2 protein-coding genes and 1 pseudogene are annotated in these 2,417 nt (G+C 57.5%); all 3 read right to left on the reverse strand.

Going from position 1 to position 2,417, the window contains the following annotated elements:
- A pseudogene (locus AC221Y_RS23060) lies at positions 1–267 on the reverse strand (GTP cyclohydrolase FolE2); the annotation flags it as partial.
- A gap of 96 nt (positions 268–363) precedes the next feature.
- Positions 364–1,098 carry a glutamine amidotransferase gene (locus AC221Y_RS23065; RefSeq protein WP_299751793.1) on the reverse strand — a complete coding sequence of 245 codons (735 nt, stop codon included), beginning with the start codon at positions 1,096–1,098 and terminating at the stop codon, positions 364–366.
- Between the two features lie 117 nt (positions 1,099–1,215).
- Positions 1,216–2,397, reverse strand: coding sequence for an O-succinylhomoserine sulfhydrylase (metZ, locus tag AC221Y_RS23070; protein ID WP_486708620.1), 1,182 nt, complete (start codon positions 2,395–2,397; stop codon positions 1,216–1,218).
- Positions 2,398–2,417: the final 20 nt, after the last annotated feature.

The raw sequence follows: 2,417 nt of genomic DNA on the forward strand, positions 1-2,417 counted from the left end.
GGCGCCTTTGATCAGCGATTCCGGGCCATTTTGCAGGTCTGGAAGGTCAGCCTTGTAGTCGGCGTTGACTGTGAAGTCTGCGGCGTACTCTCTTGTTAACGCCGGGTAATCATCCGGGGAACTGGGCAAAAGCCGTGTGATTGCGGGATCAAGCGTGTCTATCTCAGCGGTATCGGCGTCACGAGCCCATGCGCGCAAAAGCGCAAGCGCCTCCTTCGCCTCACCCCGGGTTGGTTCACGATCAAAATCGGTGGAATGGACGTTCATGGCACTCTCTCCTTCAGGGGAACCTGCTACGTGGGGCCGAATGGCCGTGGTTCCAGCAAGATCACTTTTCTTTTACGGTCCAGGGTTACAAACGGTTCAAAAGTAGCGGCGAAAAAAACGGTAGAGAATGTCGGGAGGGGTTGAAACATCAGCTGCATAGACCGCTCGTTTCAGGGTTTCTGCAGCATCGGGCCGGAAATATCCGCGATCCTTGTAGATGCGGATGCGTTCGGCAAAGACATCGCCGTCGGCTTCGGGGTGGAACTGTGTGGCGTACACGTTTTTACCGTAGCGGATCATCTGAAAGGGGCACGGCGCCGACGACATCAGGTGGACAGCGCCAGCGGGCAAAGTCTGAACGGCTTCTTTGTGGCCGACAAGCGCATTAAAAGCGCGGGGCAAGCCCTTCAGTAGGGGATCGTTGGCGCCGTCTTGGGTGACTTCGCAGGCAACCGGACCGACGGGTTCGCCAAAACGCGCCTTGGAAACCTCCGCTCCAAGATGATGCGCCAGAATACCGATGCCATAGCAACAGCCCATGAACGGAATATCCCGTTCGGTGATCTCTGGCATAAGTGACAGCATTGCGGCCTCTGCGCGGGCCTCGTCCGGGGCTTTGTCTTCGGGCGCATCGCTGACACAGCCGGGACCACCGCCAACGACGACACCTGCAAAGGCGTCAAAGTTCAGGCCGTCTGGCAACCCGTCACGTTCAAGGCGGATGCGTTGGGCACGTGCACTATCAAGTCCACCCTTTTGAAGAATGGCCCGATACTCGCCATCGGCCGCGTCATCTTCAGGCCGAAGCTGCAAAATAAGAAACGGCTTCATCGCGCGCCCTTCCCTTCCACCTTTTCCAAAAACCTCGAGGGGATCGGCCAAAGGCCGAAAGGAGCAGAGCCCCTGGCCCTCGCGACGCGCAACGCGCGGCGCATTAAAGGACCCCGCTCAGACCGCATCGAGCGCCTGCATCAGATCACCGACGAGATCGTCAGCATCCTCGATCCCGACGCTTAGGCGCACAAGGCCCGGCGTAATTCCAAGGTCCATACGTTGATCCTCGCTTAGGCGCTGGTGAGTGGTCGTTGTTGGATGCGTGATGATGGACTTGGCATCACCTAGATTGTTGGAAATTGTCACGATTTCTAGCGCGTTTAAGAACCGGAAAGCCGCCGCCTGCCCGCCCTTCACTTCAAGCGAAACGACTGTTCCGCCGCGTTCAAGTTGGGCCTTGGCGATCTCGTGTTGCGGATGGTTCGGAAGATCAGGGTAAATGACACGACCAAGGCGATCATCACCATTTAGCGCCTTGGCGATCTTAAGGGCTCCATCAGCTTGGGCACGCACGCGAAGATCAAGTGTTTCCAGCCCCTTAAGCAGCACCCATGCTGTAAACGGGCTCATCGCGCCGCCGGTGTGTTTAAGGTAAGGTTCGACCGTTTTGCGGATGAAGTCCTTGGTGCCAAGGATCACTCCGCCCAGAACCCGGCCTTGCCCGTCAATGTGCTTGGTTGCCGAATAGACAACGACATCCGCGCCAAGCGCGATCGCGCGGCTAAAGACCGGTGTCGAGAAAACATTGTCGACCAACACGATTGCCCCATGAGCATGCGCAATTTCCGCAACAGATTTGAGGTCGATCACCTCAAGCGTCGGGTTTGACATGCTTTCAAGGAACACCGCTTTGGTGTCGGGACGCACAGCTGCGCGCCATTCGTCAAGGTTCGTGCCGTCGACGAAAGTCACTTCGACGCCGAAGCGGGTCAGTACATCCTCAAGAATATAAAGACACGAGCCAAAAAGGGCGCGCGCCGAAACAACGTGGTCACCTGCTTTCAGCATCGACACCAACGCGCCGTTTACCGCCGCCATGCCGCTGGCTGTTGCAAAGGCGTCTTCGGCGCCTTCAAGCGCGGCGATCCTATCTTCAAACATGGCCACGGTTGGGTTGCCGTAGCGGGCGTAGATAAATTCGTCCTCGCCCAGTTGGTCAAACCGCTGCGCGGCCTGTTCGGCGCTGTCATAGACAAATCCTTGGGTGAGAAAAATCGCCTCGGACACTTCACCATATTGGCTGCGCCGGGTCCCCGAATGGACGAGCTTAGTTCGGGTGTTCCAATCCTTCGACATGGGGACGCCTCCTTTCCAAA

It is taken from the genome of Boseongicola sp. (assembly GCF_057460485.1).

Coding starts and splice junctions, on each gene's coding strand:
- metZ (WP_486708620.1), bottom strand. CDS start 2,397: ATGTCGAAGGATTGGAACACCCGAACTAAGCTCGTCCATTCGGGGACC.
- AC221Y_RS23065 (WP_299751793.1), bottom strand. CDS start 1,098: ATGAAGCCGTTTCTTATTTTGCAGCTTCGGCCTGAAGATGACGCGGCC.